Raw genomic sequence first — 16,238 nt, forward strand, 5'->3', positions numbered from 1 at the left:
TGCGGTTATTCCGAAGCCGAACCCCCGATTTGGGCGGGTTGCGGTTGAGTCCCGATGGCTCAAGGACGCTCCTGCGGGCGGACGAGGCACCCCCCGACACCTGCAAACAGCAGGATGCCCCGCGCGAGCGAACTCGTGCGGGGCATCTGTGCGGGCCGCTCACTGCGGGGACCGACCCACATCCTGTGCGCCGGGGACCGGCCGGCAACCACCCGTGGATCGGGTGCCCGCAGGCCGGTGGGCGACTACTTGGTGATGGCGGCGGCCATCTCGTCGAAGACCTCGATGTAGCGGTCGACATCGGCGTCCTGATGGGTCACCGACAGCGTCCACTCCTCCTCGCGGCCGGGCGTCATGTAGATGCCGCGGTTCATGTTCCACAGCCACGCCAGCTCCGACAGCTCGACGTCCTGGTTCTCCTTGAACGAGGGGTAGTCGATGATCTTGGTGGGCGAGAAGGTGACGCAACCCTTGGCGCCGATGCCCACCGAGTAGCCGGGCAGGCCGTACTTGTCGATCACGTTCTGGCAGCCGGCGAGCAGGCGCTCGTTGAGGTGGTTGAGGTGCTCATAGGCCGAGGGCACCAGCACCTTCTCGAGCGAGGCGCGCGCCGCCGCCATCGACAGCGGGTTACCCGAGTAGGTGCCCACCTGGTAGACGGTGTGGTCCTCGACCACGCGCATGACCTCCTCGGTGCCACCCACGGCACCGGCCGGCAGGCCGCCGCCCAGCGCCTTGGCCAGCGTCACCAGGTCGGGCTTGACCCCGAAGCGCTCGGTGGCACCGCCGGCAGCGATCGTCAGGCCGGTCTTCACCTCGTCGAAGATGAGTACGATGCCGTGCTTGCGGGTGATCTCGCGCACCGCCTCGAGGTAACCCGGCTCGGGCAGCACCACGCCCAGGTTCATCATGACGGCTTCCATGATCACGCAGGCCGGCTTGCGTCCCTCGGCCTCCAGCTCGACGATGCGCTTCTCCATCGTCTCGGCGTCATTGAAGTGCACCGGGATGGTCAGGTCGACGATGGCCTGCGGGATGCCGCCGCCGTAGGCCAACGACGCCGGGTGCTCGCGGGGGCCGATCTTGTCGTATTCGACGCCGATGCTCACCATTACCGCGTCGTGGTGGCCGTGGTACGACCCGAAGATCTTCATGATGGTGTCGCGGCCGGTGTAGGCGCGGGCGATGCGGATGGCGTCCATCGTGGACTCGGAGCCCGAGTTGGTGAACCGCCACTTGGCCAGCCCCCACCGCTCGGCGAGCTCGGAGGCGACGATCGAGGAGTCCTCGGTGGCCATGCCGAAGTGGGTGCCCAGCGGGAAGCGGGCGGCGACGGCCTCGCCGATCGCGGGATTGGCGTGCCCCTGCACCATCGAGCCGTAGCCGTTGTGGAAGTCGATGTACTCATTGCCGTCGACGTCGATGATCGTCTGCTGGTGGCCGCGGTCGATGTAGATCGGCCACGGATCGCGCAGCTGGTAGCTCGACGAGACGCCGCCGGCGAGGTGCTGGCTGGCGCTGGCGTACATGGCCTTGGACGCCGTGGTGTTCGCATTGAGTTGGGCGCCCTCGGCCTCGGTGAGCTCGGCGACGCGCTGCCTGTTGATAGGCATGTTTCTCCTTCATCCCCGCCGGCCTGGCGCTGGGGTTGGTGTGAACGAAGGATCCGACCGGCCTGGCGTCGGATATGCATGGGATCGTCGGCCCGCCCGCTCGCCGGGTGTCATGCCGGCTGGCGTGGCGGGCGCCGCGACTCAGACCACCGCGACCCTGTCCGGCACGCCGGAATCGGGCCCCAGTTCGACTGAGGCTACCCCAGCGGCGAGCCCGGCAGGCACGGCCAGCGGACCCTCGACGAAGGAGCTGGTGGTGCCGCCCCAGACCTGCTTGGGCAGCGTCTCACCGCGGAAGAATGCGGGGTTGACCAGTTGCTGGATCACCATCAGCACGGCGCCGACGGCGAGCGTCCCCATGCCCACCACGGCCACTGCGCCGATGCCGAACAGGGTGACATTGTTGCCGGCGTCGTCCACCAGGTAGTCGGGCTTGGCGTACTGCACCAGGGCGAAGCCGAACATGGCCATGAGGGACAGGCCGCCGAACATCGGCAGCACCCCGCGCATCATGAGGTTGCGCGGCGAGCTGGTCAGGGTGCGGCGGTACAGCCACACGCAGGCGAAGCCGGTCATGCCGTAGTAGAGCGCGATGAGCAGGCCGATGGCACCGATCAGGGCCAGCAGGATCGAGGGGCTGATGGCGGTCATGCCCAGGAAGAAGGCGATGGACAGCACGCCCATGCCCAGCGTCGACCAGGTGGGGGTGAGGAACTTCGGGGCGATGGTGGCGAACTTCTTCGGCATCGCGCCGTGGGTGGCCATCGACAGGGCGGTGCGGGCCGTCGGCAGGATCGTGGTCTGGGTGGACAGGGCCGACGAGGTGAGGATCGAGATCGACAGCAGGCCCATGCCCAGGTGGCCGATGAACGAGTCGCCGTACAGGGCGGGTCCGATGGCGGCGAAGACATCCGCGGCGTTGGTGGGATTGCCCAGCCCGATGCCATCGGTGCCGACCCCGGCGAAGGCGACGGCGGCGTAGGTGACCACCAGGTAGGTGATCAGCAGCAGCACGGTGGACAGCAGGGCGGCGCGGCCGGGCGTGCGGCCCGGGTCGTCGGTCTCCTCATTGGAGGCCACTGCCGAATCCCAGCCCCAGTAGATGAACACCGCGATGAGCAGCGCCGAGGCGAGCGTGCCGGCCGACATGCCGGTGGGCAGCAGCCAGCTGAGCGAGGGCCGTACCGCGGTGGACACCGCATGGTGGGCGAAGACGCGGAACAGCGCGGTGCCGGCGAAGACGAGCAGCGTCAGCAGCTCGATGCCGAGCAGCACGTATTGGATCTTTGCGGAGAACTCGATGCCGCGGTAGCAGATCCAGGCCATGATCGCGATCCAGGCGACGCCGGCGATCGTCGAGGCGAGCGTGCTGGACGACAGGGTGTTGTGCAGGCCCACCTGGTTGGCGAGCTCGAAGGAATAGGAGCCGGCAATCGCGGCCAGGTTCGCCATCACGATCACATCGGAGGCGATGATCATCCAGCCGCCCATCCAGCCCGAGCGGGGGCCGAAGGCCCGCGAGCTCCAGGTGAAGGTGGTGCCGCAGTCGGGCTCGGCGGAGTTCAGTTCCTTGTAGGCCATGGCGATACAGAACATCGGCAGGAAGGCCAGCAGGATGATGGCCGGGGCCTTGAGGCCGGCACCGGCGGCCACGACCAGGCCGAGGCTGGCGGCCAGCGAATAGGCCGGAGCCACCGAGGCGGTGCCCACCACGACCGAGCCCAACAGCCCCAGCGCGCCGGAGCGCAGCCCTTTCTGTTTCGCGGTTCCGGACTCGGCAACGGCGTTCACGCTCATATCGACCTCCTGTGCGGAGCCAGGGCTGACGGATGGCCAGCCGATGTTTCGTATCGATCAACTCGATGGCTATGACGGTAGGAATCAGTTGTTTCAGGGCTGTTTCAGCCCAGTCACGTCTTTGCGACAGTTCCCACCAGGGGGCTGGGAAGTGAGGAAACAGTAGCCGTGCCGGGGCGCCGCGAACAGGTGTCCAGCACACTGCGATGGGGCGTTATCGCCCGATAGCGGTGCGATCACGCTCAGCGGGGCCCGGGTGTTCGCCCACGGCGCACGGTCGATAACGCCCACCCGGGGGTCAGATGGTGGACCCCGGGTGTGGCGGGGCCGCGGGAATTGGCGTTATCGGGTGCTGTGCCGTCCCGGAATGCGGACAATCGGGCGGTCCACGACATGACAGATCTGCCCGGTGCGCCCTCGGGGAGGGTGCACCGGGCAGATCCGGATGGCGTTGGGCCCACCTGCGGTGGGCCGTCTGGTGTTGGGCCTGGCGGTGTTGGGCTTGCAGGCGCCGGGCCTGCCGGCGCCGGCGACTCAGACCAGTTCGTTGATGATGATCGTCTGCTCGCGGCTCGGGCCGACGCCGATGCCACTGATACGGCAGTGCACCCGCTGCTCGAGGAAGTGCACATAGTCCTTGCAGGTGGCGGGCAGCTCGTCGAAGCTGCGCACATCGGAGATGTCCTGGGTCCAACCGGGCAGGTATTCGTAGACCGGCGTGGCCTTGGCCAGCGCCACCTCGGTCATCGGCCACACGTCGGTGCGTTCGCCGTCCACCTCGTAGCCGGTGCACACGGGGATCTTCTCCCAGCCGGTGAGAACGTCGAGCTTGGTGAGGAAGATGTCGGTGAAGCCGTTGATCTTGGCGGCCTCCTCCACCACGAGGGTGTCAAACCAGCCACAGCGGCGCGGACGCCCGGTGGTGGCACCGAATTCGCCGCCGTCGGCACGCAGCTTGTCGCCGTCGGCGTCGAACAGCTCGGTCGGGAAGGGCCCCTCGCCCACACGGGTGGTGTAGGCCTTGGCGATGCCGATCACCCGGTCGATCTTCGTGGGTCCCACGCCGGTGCCGGTCAATGCGCCGCCGACGGTGGGGTTGGAGCTGGTGACATAGGGGTAGGTGCCGTGGTCGATGTCGAGGTGGTGCGCCTGCGCGCCCTCGAACAACACGACCTTGCCGGCGTCCAGCTCGTCGTTCAGCTTGCGGCCGGTGTCGATGATGTAGGGACGCAGCGCCTCGGCATGGGCGAGCAGCTCATCGACGACCTCGTCGGGCTCGATGGGGCGACGGTTGTAGATCTTGACCAGCAGCTGGTTCTTCTGGTCGAGGCTGGCCACCACCTTCTCGCGCAGCGAGTCGGGCGAGAGCAGGTCCTGCAGGCGCAGGCCGATGCGGTTCACCTTGTCGGAATAGGCCGGGCCGATGCCACGCCCGGTGGTGCCGATCTTGCGCGAACCGGCGAACCGCTCGATCACGCGGTCGAGGGTGCGGTGGTAGGAGGTGATGATGTGCGCATTGGCGCTCAGCAGCGGGTGTGCCACGTGCACATTGCGCTTGGCCAGCTCGTCGAGCTCCTCGGCGAGCACGTCGAGGTCGACCACCACGCCGTTGCCGATGACACAGGTGCAGTTCTTGTTGAGGATTCCGGATGGGAGCAGGTGCAGCACGAACTTGTCGCCATTGGCCACCACGGTGTGTCCGGCGTTGTTGCCGCCGGAGTAACGCACGCAGTAGTCAACCTGCTCGCCGATCTGGTCCGTCGCCTTGCCCTTGCCCTCGTCGCCCCACTGGGCGCCGACCACGACGATGCCTGGCATGAATCCCCTCATTTCGGGTCGCTGCCCCGACTGTTCGCGGGGGCAGAGAACAAGCCCGTTGCGAATGGCAAGCGGGCTCTTACGACCTGAGTCTAACTGTTCACCTGCCCCGGGCACGGCGATGGTCGCCCTCCCGGACATCCACCCGGACGACGGGGCCCGGGATCGCGGCCGGGGATCGGGGCCCGTGATCGGCTCAGCGCCGTTGGGCCCGCTGCCTGCGCAGCAGGGAGAGTGCGGCCAGCCCGGCCAGCACGATCACGATGATCGCCGACACCGGGCGTGGGCCGCCCACCCCGGTGCCCAGGGCCTCGACCAGCTGGTAGACGCCCACCGCGAGCAGCACCACCACGACCACCCACTGCACGCCTGCCATGTTCCTGACGGGTCCCATGAACCAGCTCTCCCCCATGTCGTGATGATCCGGTCGTGATGATCCGGGGCGCGATGCCCCGGTCGTGATGCCCCGGTCCTGATCTGTGTGGCCCAAGCTATGGGAGTGGCGCCGCCGGCGACAAGGCCGCCGCACGCAGCGGACCGGCCACCGTCGGGTGACGATGGCCGGTCCGCGTCATGGCGGGGCCGGTGGTGGCACCGCGGCCGGGATCAGTCGCCCAGGTTGTAGGGCAGGCCGACCGGCTGGCCCGACAGGTTCACCAGGATGTTCTTCGTCTGCTGGTAGGCATCCAGGATCATCTTGTGCGTCTCGCGCCCGATACCGGAATTCTTGTAGCCACCGAAGGGGGCGCCGGCCGGGAACGCGTTGTACTGGTTCACCCAGATGCGCCCGGTGCGCACCCGGGTGGCCACGCGGATGGCCCGCTCGAGGCTCTTCGAGAACACGCCACCGCCCAGGCCGTAGATCGAGTCATTGGCCATGCGCACCACGTCGTCCTCGTCCTTGAAGGGGATCACCACGCCGACGGGTCCGAAGATCTCCTCGCGAGCCACGCGCATGTCGTTGTCGCCCACCAGCAGCGTCGGCTCCATGAACACGCCCTTGCCCAGGTCTCCGGTGGTGACGCGCTGGCCACCGACCGCCAGGCTGGCTCCCTCCTGCTTGCCGAGGTCGACGTATTCCAGGATCTTGTCGAGCTGGCGCTCGTCGATCTGGGCACCCATCTGGGTGCTCGGGTCGAGCGGATCGCCGATCTTCACGTTCTCGAACGAGTTCGTGAGCCTGGCCATGAAGTCGTCCATCACCGATTGCTGCACGAAGATGCGCGAACCCGCCGAGCAGACCTGGCCCTGGTTGAACAGGATGCCCATCTCGACGCCGTTCAGCGCCACATCGGGGTCGGCGTCGTCGAAGAACACCGAGGCGGACTTGCCGCCGAGTTCGAGGGTGGCCGGGATGATCTTCTCGGCGGCGGCGAGCGCGATCCGGCGTCCCACCTCGGTGGATCCGGTGAAGGCGAGCTTGTCGACATCGGCGTGCTGCAGGTATTCGCCGGACTTGCCACCCGAACCGGTGATCACATTGAACACGCCGGTCGGCAGGATGCCGGCCTCGTCAACCAGGCGGGCCAGTTCCAGCACCGACAGCGAGGTGGCGCTGGAGGGCTTGAACACCACCGTGTTGCCCGACACCAGTGCGGGGGCGAGCTTCCAGGCGGCCATCAGGAACGGGAAGTTCCACGGCACGATCTGGCCGATGACGCCCAGCGGTTCGCGCAGGATGATGTTCAGCGTGTTCTGGTCGATCATGGTGGCCGCGCCCTCGTCGGCACGCATCACGCCGGCGAAATAGCGGAAGTGGTCAACCGACAGCGGGATGTCGGCGTTGCTCGTCTCGCGGATGGGCTTGCCGTTGTCCATCGATTCCACGGTGGCCAGGAAGTCCAGGTTGTCCTGGATGAGGTCGGCGATGTCGAGCATCGCCCGGGAGCGCGCCTGCACCGGGGTCTCGGCCCAGCCCAGGAACGCCGCACGGGCGGCGCGTACCGCGTCATCCACGTCACGCTGCGTGGCGTCGGGGATGGTGGCCAGCGCGCTGCCGTTGGCCGGGTTGAAGGCATTGATGGTGGCGCCGTCCGACGCCTGGCGCCACTCGCCACCGATGTACATGCCATAGGTGTCGGGTAGCTGGTAGTTGCTTGCCATGGGTGTTCTCCCTCGTTGGAGTCCCGACGGCCCCTTGCCGGTGGTCCATCCGGGCGGGGATGGCGACCGTGGGGCCGGCGGGTTGACGGCATCGTCGTGGGGTCCGAACCCGGTGGACCCGGGCCCGGGGATCGCGCGGGCGATCATCAGATTCGGCGCGGGCCCGCAATGGCCGGCCCCCGTGAATCGGCCGCATCGCTGCGGCGGCACGTGGATGCGCCCGGCCATCGTCCCTGACCAGGGCCCCGGGGAGCCCCGGCCCATGCCCGCCGGAATGCGGGCGCGGGTGAGACGGTGCGCGTACGACGCGTCCCATAGAGTTTGGAGAAACGGTAGCGCGCCCGCCCAAGCGGTGACCGGTGGCTGATCGCCGGACCGCCGGCCACGGGGCGCGCACAGTGAGCACGGGAGGCAACGGATGCGGATCATCGCCGATGTGGACACGGGGATCGATGACGCCTTGGCGCTGGTGGCGGTGGCCGCCCATGTCGACGCCGAGCTCGTGGGGGTGACCACCACCACGGGCAACACCACCTCGCACCTGGCGGCGCGGAACTCGGCGGCGGTGCTGTCGCTGGTGGGACGCGATGACGTGCCGGTGCTGGTCGGCAGCTCGAAGCCGCTGGAGGTGCCGGTGGCCACCACCCCGGAGACCCACGGTGAGTTCGGCCTGGGATATTCGACCGCCCCCGAGGCCATCACGGGCCCGTTCAGCGAGCACGGCATCGAGGAGCTGTGGCTGCCGGAGTTGCGCGAACACCCAGGCCAGACCACCCTGCTGGTCACCGGGCCGCTGACCAACCTGGCCATCGCACTGCGCGCCGAGCCGGAACTACCCCGGCTTGCCCGTCGGGTGGTGATCATGGGCGGAGCCTTCAACTACCCGGGCAACACCACCCCGAGTGCCGAGTGGAACGCATGGTGCGACCCGCATGCGGCCGCCGAGGTCTATGCCGCCTTCTCGGGGCTCGAGGCCGACCGGCTCCCCATCGTCGCCGGACTGAACGTCACCGAGACGGTGGAGCTGACCCCCGCCGACCTCGACGAGCTGGCCATCGGGGCCGGCGCACGGCCCCCACACCTGACTGCCCGGTCGGCACGCGACGTCGGCCCGGCGGACACCGGCGTGCCCCTGGTGAACCTGGTGACCGATGCGCTGCGCTTCTACTTCGAGTTCCATGCCGACCACGGCTACGGGTACCTGGCGCAGGTGCACGACCTGCTGGCCGCCCAGATCGCCCTGGGTGAGGTGGATCCGACGATGAGCCCGCAGTGGGTGGGCGTCGAGAAGGAATCCGCCCTGACGCGGGGCACCACGGTCGCCGACTTCCGGCAGTTGCTGCACCGCCCGGCCAATGCCCGCGTGGTCACCGCCGTGGACGCCCGCGCGAGCGTGGAGGCCTTCAAGGCGTCGGTGGCGCGACTGATCTGAGGCGGGTGGGCAGCGCGGGATCGCCGCGTTGCCGCGCCGCCGGGTCGCCGGGTTGCCGCGCCGCCCATGGCGCCCGAACGGGTGCCCAGGGGTCAGGCAAGTGCCCCCGAGTCCGACGCGTGGCTACGCGTGCGGGCGCTCGTCGGCGCGGGCGGCAAGCGCCTGCTGATAGGTGGGTTCGTGGGCCTTGATCACCCGGATCACCCGGGCGGTCACGGGCATCAGCAGGTACTGCAGGGCCACCTTGTACACGAATCCGACCACCGTGTAGTTCGCCCACTGGCCCAGCGTGGTGAGGCCGATCACCGGCGCGGCGATGGTGCAGAACAGGATGGTGTCGATCAGCTCACCCAGCCCGGTCGAGCTGGCCAGGCGGGCATACAGGCCCTTCTCCTGGTGGCGCTTCTTGCCGATCCACATGATGAGGGAGTTGACGCTCTGCCCTCCGGCGAAGCCGACCATGCCGGCCAGCACCACCTGCCAGACCGGACCCAGCGCCAGCTCGAGGGCCGATTGCTTGGCATTGGAGTAGTCGTCTCCCAGCCCGGGCAGCACGATGATGATCCAGTAGATGCCGGCGCTCACCGCATTGACGATGAAGCCCATGATGATGGCCCGCCGCGCGGCCACCGGGCCGTAGATCTCGGTGATGGCGTCGCCCAGGATGTAGCTGAACGGGAAGATGAAGAAGGCGCCGTCGGTGATGATGGGGCCGAACTGCACGCCCTTCGATGCGCCGATGCCCGACAGCACGATCACCACGCACATGATGGCCAGCATGAAGGGGAAGATCGACGATCCCATCTGGGCGTAGGCGGGACGCCGCCCTGCGGGACCTGCTGGCGCTGCGGGATCGCTGGAAGGACTCACGGCCCCAAGTTTAGGCGGCGCGGGGGCCGTCGCCGACCATGCCCGGAGGTCGTGCACAGGGCAGGCCAACGGGGGGTCGGCACGTCCCTGCGGCGCCGGGACGCATGCTGCGCTGGTGCGTCCGGGCAGACGTGCGGCGCCCCGCCGCCTCTGGGACCACGTGCGACGCCCCGCCGCGTCCGGCGCTGGTGCACCCGGGAAGAATGGACACATGATCACACCCCCCGATCTGCGCCACTGCCGCCTCGGGACCAGCTTCGGCCAGCTCGTGGCCGTGGCGCGCTCGTCCGGCGGCACGCAGGGCCTGAGCGCACTGTTCGGCGTCGACCCGGGGGAGGAACTGGGAGTTGGCCAACTGGGCGAGCAGGTCACGCCCGGCTCCGACCCGCTGCTGGCCTCGGTGGCCACGCAGTTGGACGAGTACTTCGCCGGGGAGCGCCGCGGGTTCACCGTGCCGCTGTCGCCGGCGGGCAGCGACTTCGAGCGCCATGTGTGGACGATGGTCGCCCGGGTGCCCTACGGCACCACGGCCAGCTATGGCGAGATCGCCGAGCAGCTGGGCAACCGGGGACTCGCCCGCGGGGTGGCCACCGCCATCGCACGCAGCCCGATCAGCGTGATCGTGCCCTGCCACCGCGTGGTGCGCAGCGATGGGAGCCTGTCGGGAAGCGCCCGGGGCATTGAACGGCGCCGGGCACTCCTTGAACTTGAATCACATGCCCTTGACTCGCAGGGCTCGGCGGATGCGACGAGAATGGCACCATGACCGCCTCATCCCCCAGTGTCTCCCCCGCACCCGGCGCGCCCGACCAGCTCGGTGCACACGACCAGCCCGGGGCATCCACCGCAGCAGGCGCATCCCACCGGGCGGGCGTTGCCGCGTCCCGCCGGTTCACCCGGGTGGCCACCCCACTGGGCGAGATGATCCTGGTCAGCGATGGCGTCGCGGGTGGCCAGGCCCTGTGTGGCGCCTATTTCACCGGGCAGCGCCACCAGCCGACGTCCGACCAGCTGGGCACCGAATGTGACGCCGGCACCGACCCCTTCCTGCAGGCGGCCGCCGACCAGCTCGGCGAATACTTCGCCGGCACACGCCGCGAGTTCGACCTTCCCGTGGCCGCCCGGGGCACCGACTTCGAGCAGCGGGTCTGGGCCCTGTTGCGCCGGGTCGGGTTCGGCACCACCACCAGCTATGGGCAGTTGGCCGAGCAATTGGGCAACCGACACCTGGCCCAGGGCGTCGGCCAGGCCGTGGGACACAATCCGGTGAGCATCGTGGTGCCCTGCCACCGCGTGCTGGGGGCCGATGGCCGCCTCACCGGCTATGCCGGCGGCGTCGAACGCAAGCAGGCCCTGCTCAGCCTGGAGCAGTCCGCCCTCGGGACGCGCCTGTTCTAGCCTCCAGGGCTCCCGGTCCCCACGAGCCCAGCCCCCAGCCCCCAGCCCCCACGCATGCTGCCCCCGCGTACACCCGGGACACGACGCCGACCTTCATACAATCGCGATGTGATCGCGACCCCGCCTCAATGGCCCGGCGCCATCATGGGTGGTGCGGGCGCCAAGCCCCCCGCCGGGTGCGCGGGGCCGTCCGGGGAGGAATGACGATGAAGGCAACTCGACGCAGCGTGCTGGCGGGATCCATGGCAGTGGCGGGCAGCTGGTTGCTGGCCGCCTGCTCGGCGAACAGCCCGTCCAACTCGGTCTCGCAGGCCTTCGCCACCCCCAGCGCACTCACCCCGAGCCCCGGCCAGCACGTGGTCACCAGGACCATCACCGCCTCGGCCTTCACCGCCGACCTGGGTGGGGTCAATGTCAACACCTGGGGCTACGGCAACACCCTGCCCGGCCCCGAACTGCGCGCCAGCGCCGGCGACCTGCTGCGCATCACCCTGGACAACCAGTTGCCGGCCCCCACCACGATCCACTGGCATGGCATCCAGATCCGCAACGCCGCCGACGGCGTGCCGGGCCTCACCCAGGACGCCGTCACCCAGGGCACCAAGTTCCTGTACGAGTTCGTGGCCCCCGATCCGGGCACCTATTTCTTCCACTCCCACCAGGGCGTGCAGCTCGACCGCGGCCTGTACGCGCCGCTCATCATCGATGACCCCGCCGAGCCCGGTGGCTACGACCAGGAATGGGTGGTCACCCTGGACGACTGGGTGGACGGCACCGGCCGCACCCCCGACCAGGTCTTCGCCGACCTGAAGTCCAGCGGTGGCGACGACTCCTCGTCGTCGTCGAGCCAGGGCATGGGCGGCATGGGCGGCATGGGCGGCATGCACGGTTCCGGCATGGGCGGCATGAACGGTTCCAGCGGCTCCATGATGGGCGACTCGCCCTTCGGCTCGGTGGGCGACGTCGCCTACCCGCACTACCTGATCAACGGGGCAATCCCCGCCGCACCGCGCACCTTCAGCGCCAAGCCCGGCCAGCGGGTGCGCATCCGGCTGATCAATGCCGCCTCCGACACCCTGTTCAAGGTGGCGCTGGGTGGCCACACGATGAGCATCACCCACACGGATGGCTATCCCGTGCAGCCCCACGACACCAGGGCGCTGTACATCGGCATGGGCGAGCGCTACGACGTGCTCGTGACACTGGCCGACGGCGTGTTCCCGCTGGTGGCCCAACCCTTCGGCAAGCAGGGCCAGGCCCTGGCGCTGGTGCGCACCGGCGCCGGCGACGCCCCGTCCGCAGATGTGCACCCCACCGAGCTGGACGCCGACGCCACCCGGGCCGGCGAGCTGACCCCCACCGACGCGGCACGCCTGCCCGCGCACGACGTGGACGCCCATGCCGACGTGAAGCTGGCCGGCACGATGAGTCCCTATGTGTGGACGATCAATGGTGATGTCTTCGGCAAGAACACGCCCATCGGGGTCAGCGAGGGCCAGCGGGTGCAGCTCGACGTGACGAACTCGTCGATGATGAGCCATCCCCTGCACCTGCACGGCCACACCTTCGCGCTGCCCAATGGCGTGCGCAAGGACACCGTCGTGGTGCCGCCGATGACGTCGACGAGCCTGCAACTGCAGGCCAGCAATCCCGGCGCCTGGGCCATGCACTGCCACAACATCTACCATGCCGAGGCCGGCATGATGATTGCGCTGAATTACCGCTGAGGTGGCCCCGCGCCCGATGTGCACCCTCGTATGGTGCACACGTGCATTTTCCCGGCGCCGGAGCCACCAATGACACCGGGATCACCGACAAATGTCGATCACGATCATTCAGGTACCCGGTTTTCTAAGCCATTTGTGAAATTTTGTTACCTTGCCCGATCAGTGACCTAACATCGGGTCCACAAGTGAAGATAGTCCGTTTGTGCTGATGGGGACTCCCCGTCGGCACCGCATCACACTGCCACCACCCCGAAGGCGCGTCCCAACACGGTGACGCCCCGTCGCAGCGCTCTATCAGAACCCGGTTCTGCTCATGGGTGGGGGGATTTATCTCCGCCCCCTCCTCCAGCCCTGCGACAGGCCCGGTCCCCTGAAGCGCCCTGAGTTTGTTGGAGACTCCTGACCTTGGAAACGAGGATGGGGTTATGCCGAAGGAACTGGCGAATGGGAAGCCGACGACGCGTCGCTACTCGGTCGAGGAGAAGGCCGCCGCGGTGCGGATGGTGAGGACGCTGCGCGCGGAGCTGGGCGTCACGCAGGGGACGGTGCAGCGGGTCGCGACGCAGCTCGGTTACGGGGTCGAGTCCGTGCGGATGTGGGTCAAGCAGGCCGACGTCGACGACGGTGTCGTCCCCGGTGTGAGCTCGGCGGAGGAGCAGCGGGTGAAAGAGCTCGAGCAAGAGAATCGGGAGCTGCGCCGGGCCAACGAGGTGCTGAAACGGGCGGCGTCTTTCTTCGGGGCGGAGCTCGACCGCCACTACCGGAAGTAGTCGCGTTCATCGACGCGAACAAGGACGACGTCGTGGACGGTCGCCGGCTCGGAGTCGAGCTCATCTGCAGACTGTTGCAGGTGGCTCCGAGCAGCTACTACGCCGCCAAGACCCGTGCGCCCTCTGCCCGTGCGCTGCGTGACGAGGAACTGATCCCGCAGCTGGTCGAGATCTGGGAGGCCAACTACCGCGTCTACGGGGTCCGCAAGCTCTGGAAGGCTGCCCGGCGTGGGGGCATCATGATCGGCCGCGACCAGACTGCGAGGCTGATGCGCGTCGCAGGGATCGAAGGTGCGAGGCGGTCGAAGCGGGTGAAGACCACGCGGCCGGACCCGGCGTCGTCGCGGCACCCGGACCTGGTCAAGCGGGAGTTCACCGCGACGGCACCGAACCGGCTCTGGGTGACCGATCTGACATTCGTGCCCACCTGGGCTGGCGTCGCCTACGTCTGCTTCATCATCGACGCGTTCTCCCGGATGATCGTGGGGTGGCGGGTCGCGTCACATATGCGCACCGAGATGGTCCTCGACGCGATCGAGATGGCGCGCTGGTCCCGAGGCGCCCACCATGAGGATCTGCGGTGTCACAGCGACGCGGGCTGTCAATTCACATCGATTCGCTACGGCGAACGCCTCGCAGAGATCGGTGCGACACCCTCGATCGGGACCGTCGGCGATTCGTATGACAACGCCCTGGCCGAGACGGTGAACGGCTACTACAAGGCCGAGTTGGTTCGCGGGCCCACCCGCTCGGGACCGTGGAAGACGGTCGAGGATCTCGAGCTCGCGACGCTCGGCTGGGTGCACTGGCACAACACGCAGCGCCTCCACGGATACCTCGGAGACGTCCCACCCGCCGAGTTCGAGAACGCGTTCTATGCTGTCCCCAACGACAGCAATCTGCTGATCGGAATCAAATAGCGCGAGTCTCCATCAGACCCAGGGCGCTTCACCCATTTCGGAGGTAGCAATGTACGAAAACGGAACGAATCCCACGGTTGCCACGGGGGCAATCTCAACGGTGGCGTTGAGCACCGGAACCTGGATCGGCATCGCGGTGGGCGTGGCTCTCCTGCTCGCCATCGCGGTGTTCATCGGCATCCAGGTGGGACGCCGCGCCGCACGCAAGGGCACTGGCGACCAGGCATGACCAAGTCTCCCGCTCTCTACCGCGTGATCCTGCTCGTCTGGGCAGCCCTCTTCGGGCTGGCCCTGCTCACCACAGCCGGCTCCCTGAGCCGTGAGATCACGCAACGGCCCGTTGCCGGGGTACTCGCCCTGGTCACCCTGCTGTTCATCGGATACTTCTGGCTGAACGGCATCAAGGACGTGCTCTACACCGCCTGGTACTACCTAGTGATGCGCGGACGCATCCGCCCGGTACGACGCCGCGAACTGCACCGTCACCCACCGCGCGTGGTGATGGTGTACTGCACCCGCAATGACTTCAACGCGAACTCGCTGGCCGCCAGCATGAAACAGCGGTACACAAACGTGCACACCGTCATCCTCGACGATTCCGACAAGCCCGAATACCTAACAATGATAGATATCTTCGCGGCCACCCATGATGTGCAGGTGGTACGCCGTGAAAACCATGTCGGATTCAAGGCAGGAAACCTCAACAACTACCTTACGGGAGCCGACTACGACTATTTCGTGATCCTCGACAGCGACGAGATCATCCCGCCGCGGTTCATCCGCCGCATGCTCGACTACTTCGCGTCCGACCAGTCGATCGGCATCGTGCAGGCCACCCACGTGGCCACGCGCAACGTCACCCGCTTCCAACAGAAGTTCTCGCTGGGGGTGGACTCGCACTGGCCGGTCTACCAGTCGGTGAAGAACCGCTACGGGTTCCTGTCGCTGCTCGGCCATGGCGCCATGGTGAGCAAGCAGGCCTTCGACGCCGCCGGGGGCTTCCCGCTGATGGTGGCCGAGGACCTGTGCTTCTCGCTGGCCGTGCGCGAGCACGGGTACACCACCGTGTTCGCACCCGACGTGACCTGCCAGGAGGAGTTCCCGGTGGACTACCTGGCGTTCCGCAAGCGCCACAGCAAGTGGACGCAGGGGAACATGGAGTTCATCCGCAAGAACACCCGTCCGATCATGACCTCACGCCAGCTGCACTGGTACGAGAAGCTCGACATCGTGCTGTTCACCTATGCCCTGCCGCTGACCGCGGTGTTCTCGGTGTTCGTGGTGATCAACGTCGTCGTGCTGCCGATGATGCATGCCTCCTTCCAGTTCCCGCTGTGGATGCTGATCCCCACGGTGGCGTTCCTGGTGGCCCCCATGGTCAACGACGTGGTCTTCCACTGGGCGAGGATGGCCCACACGAAGCTGCTGAGCTACTCGGGCGGCTCGATGATGCTCTACGGGTCGATGTACTTCACCAGCCTGCGGTCGTCGCTGAAGTCGATGTTCGGCAACTCGGTGTTCCTGGTGACGCCGAAGGACTCCACGGCGATCTCGTTCCGCGAGGCGTTGCGTTCCACCCGCAGTGAGCTCATCTTCGCCGGCGTGCTGGCGGTGATCTCGCTGGTGTTCACCCGCTCGGTGTTCCCGGTGTTCCTGCTCGTGCTGCCGGCGATGGTGGCGCCCTATCTGATGGTGCGACACCAACCGACGCGCGCCGAGCTCCATGAGCGCCAGCGGGGCAAGGTGTTGCAGGCGGCCTGAGCGCCGCAGCGTCACCAGTGGCCTGAAGG

The 16,238-nt window shown here is 67.8% G+C and carries 13 protein-coding genes and 1 other annotated feature; of the genes, 7 read left to right on the forward strand and 6 right to left on the reverse strand.

Annotated features, from left to right (window positions below; translation table 11 throughout):
* Positions 1 to 245 precede the first annotated feature (245 nt).
* The 5 genes from RM25_RS09040 to RM25_RS09060 all read right to left on the reverse strand — a co-directional run bounded on the left by RM25_RS09040 (position 246) and on the right by RM25_RS09060 (position 7,331).
* A complete protein-coding gene (locus tag RM25_RS09040; protein WP_013161771.1) occupies positions 246 to 1,613 on the reverse strand; it encodes an aspartate aminotransferase family protein in 1,368 nt (455 codons plus the stop codon).
* 141 nt (positions 1,614 to 1,754) lie between these two features.
* Positions 1,755 to 3,410, reverse strand: a complete 1,656-nt coding sequence (locus RM25_RS09045; protein ID WP_013161772.1) for an APC family permease — start codon at positions 3,408 to 3,410, stop codon at positions 1,755 to 1,757.
* Positions 3,411 to 3,944: 534 nt separating this feature from the next.
* A complete protein-coding gene (locus tag RM25_RS09050) occupies positions 3,945 to 5,240 on the reverse strand; it encodes an adenylosuccinate synthase (protein WP_036942123.1) in 1,296 nt (431 codons plus the stop codon).
* Positions 5,241 to 5,424: 184 nt separating this feature from the next.
* On the reverse strand, positions 5,425 to 5,622 hold the full coding sequence (locus RM25_RS09055; RefSeq protein ID WP_129931260.1) for a hypothetical protein: 198 nt from the start codon (positions 5,620 to 5,622) through the stop codon (positions 5,425 to 5,427).
* A gap of 212 nt (positions 5,623 to 5,834) precedes the next feature.
* Entirely contained in the window at positions 5,835 to 7,331 is a 1,497-nt protein-coding gene (locus tag RM25_RS09060) for an aldehyde dehydrogenase family protein (RefSeq protein WP_013161775.1), read from the reverse strand.
* Between the two features lie 418 nt (positions 7,332 to 7,749).
* Between RM25_RS09060 and RM25_RS09065 the strand changes: the two genes are divergently transcribed.
* Positions 7,750 to 8,763: a nucleoside hydrolase gene (locus RM25_RS09065; protein WP_013161776.1), complete on the forward strand. Its 1,014-nt coding sequence runs from the start codon at positions 7,750 to 7,752 to the stop codon at positions 8,761 to 8,763.
* A gap of 123 nt (positions 8,764 to 8,886) precedes the next feature.
* Here the strand turns inward: RM25_RS09065 and RM25_RS09070 are convergent, their stop codons facing one another.
* On the reverse strand, positions 8,887 to 9,567 hold the full coding sequence (locus RM25_RS09070; protein ID WP_080516134.1) for a queuosine precursor transporter: 681 nt from the start codon (positions 9,565 to 9,567) through the stop codon (positions 8,887 to 8,889).
* 277 nt (positions 9,568 to 9,844) lie between these two features.
* Between RM25_RS09070 and RM25_RS09075 the strand changes: the two genes are divergently transcribed.
* From RM25_RS09075 to RM25_RS09105, 6 genes are all read left to right on the forward strand, one after another.
* Entirely contained in the window at positions 9,845 to 10,399 is a 555-nt protein-coding gene (locus RM25_RS09075; RefSeq protein ID WP_036942127.1) for a methylated-DNA--[protein]-cysteine S-methyltransferase, read from the forward strand.
* Positions 10,396 to 11,031 carry a methylated-DNA--[protein]-cysteine S-methyltransferase gene (locus RM25_RS09080; RefSeq protein WP_080516135.1) on the forward strand — a complete coding sequence of 212 codons (636 nt, stop codon included), beginning with the start codon at positions 10,396 to 10,398 and terminating at the stop codon, positions 11,029 to 11,031. The genes RM25_RS09075 and RM25_RS09080 overlap by 4 nt, the downstream gene beginning before the upstream one ends.
* Positions 11,032 to 11,237: 206 nt before the next feature.
* Positions 11,238 to 12,758, forward strand: coding sequence for a multicopper oxidase family protein (locus RM25_RS09085; protein WP_036942129.1), 1,521 nt, complete (start codon positions 11,238 to 11,240; stop codon positions 12,756 to 12,758).
* A 425-nt stretch (positions 12,759 to 13,183) separates the two neighbouring features.
* A protein-coding gene (locus RM25_RS09095) for an IS3-like element ISPfr12 family transposase (RefSeq protein ID WP_230579935.1) occupies positions 13,184 to 14,448 on the forward strand; the annotation gives its coding sequence in 2 pieces (ribosomal slippage) (positions 13,184 to 13,487 and positions 13,487 to 14,448; 1,266 coding nt in all).
* Positions 13,483 to 13,617 (forward strand) — a sequence feature (AL1L pseudoknot). Its footprint overlaps the gene before it by 135 nt.
* A gap of 49 nt (positions 14,449 to 14,497) precedes the next feature.
* Positions 14,498 to 14,677, forward strand: a complete 180-nt coding sequence (locus RM25_RS09100) for a hypothetical protein (RefSeq protein ID WP_013161779.1) — start codon at positions 14,498 to 14,500, stop codon at positions 14,675 to 14,677.
* A complete protein-coding gene (locus RM25_RS09105) occupies positions 14,674 to 16,209 on the forward strand; it encodes a glycosyltransferase family 2 protein (RefSeq protein ID WP_044636350.1) in 1,536 nt (511 codons plus the stop codon). The genes RM25_RS09100 and RM25_RS09105 overlap by 4 nt, the downstream gene beginning before the upstream one ends.
* The last annotated feature ends 29 nt before the right edge of the window (positions 16,210 to 16,238 follow it).

The organism is Propionibacterium freudenreichii subsp. freudenreichii (assembly GCF_000940845.1).
GTDB classification, from domain to species: domain Bacteria; phylum Actinomycetota; class Actinomycetes; order Propionibacteriales; family Propionibacteriaceae; genus Propionibacterium; species Propionibacterium freudenreichii.